The following is a 486-nucleotide window of genomic DNA, read 5'->3' as shown; positions in this document are numbered from 1 at the left end:
GGGGCCTGCCGTTGAACCCGTCCCGGTCCGCCCCCGGCATGTCATCGACGCCTTCGGCTCAGTCTCATATCCGCGGATACCGTTCTGTCGGCCCGCACTCCATTCCTTCGGCGGGGTTCCCCAAGTCTGTCGAGGCGCATGCGGAGGGCTCCGCGCGCACAGCGAAATAGGGGGTATCCCCGAAGGCCGCCCGGCTCGCCGGGACGGGGGCTATGTCTATTCCGCGCCCTCCCGGCACATCATGCCGAGGGCCCAGAGCCACCTCACGAGCTCGGCCGCGGTGGCCGCGTTGGCCTTCGCCGCGGGCATGCCGCGGGCGAGCATCTCCTCGCGCCGCCGCAGGAGCCGCTCGGACCCCTTCCTCCCGTGCATCCTTATCTCGAGGGGCACGCCCGTGTCCCTCGGCATGAGCTTCGGCTGGTGCCGTGCCGCGGCGTAGCACCATGAACCCTCAACGGCCAGCTTCCTCACGAGCGCGTTGCCCGC

Annotated in this window: 1 protein-coding gene; it reads right to left on the bottom strand. The window is 70.6% G+C overall.

The annotated features are described in order from the left end of the window. Positions 1 to 216 precede the first annotated feature (216 nt). On the bottom strand, positions 217 to 486 hold a 270-nt coding region (locus tag ACTNBB_RS09160; protein WP_441055275.1), incomplete at its 5' end, for a hypothetical protein.

This window comes from Collinsella sp. HCP28S3_B9, assembly GCF_052066095.1.
In the GTDB taxonomy this organism is placed as follows: domain Bacteria; phylum Actinomycetota; class Coriobacteriia; order Coriobacteriales; family Coriobacteriaceae; genus Collinsella.
Note: the sequence above shows the minus strand (reverse complement) of the source record. Positions and strands in the feature narration are given on the sequence as shown.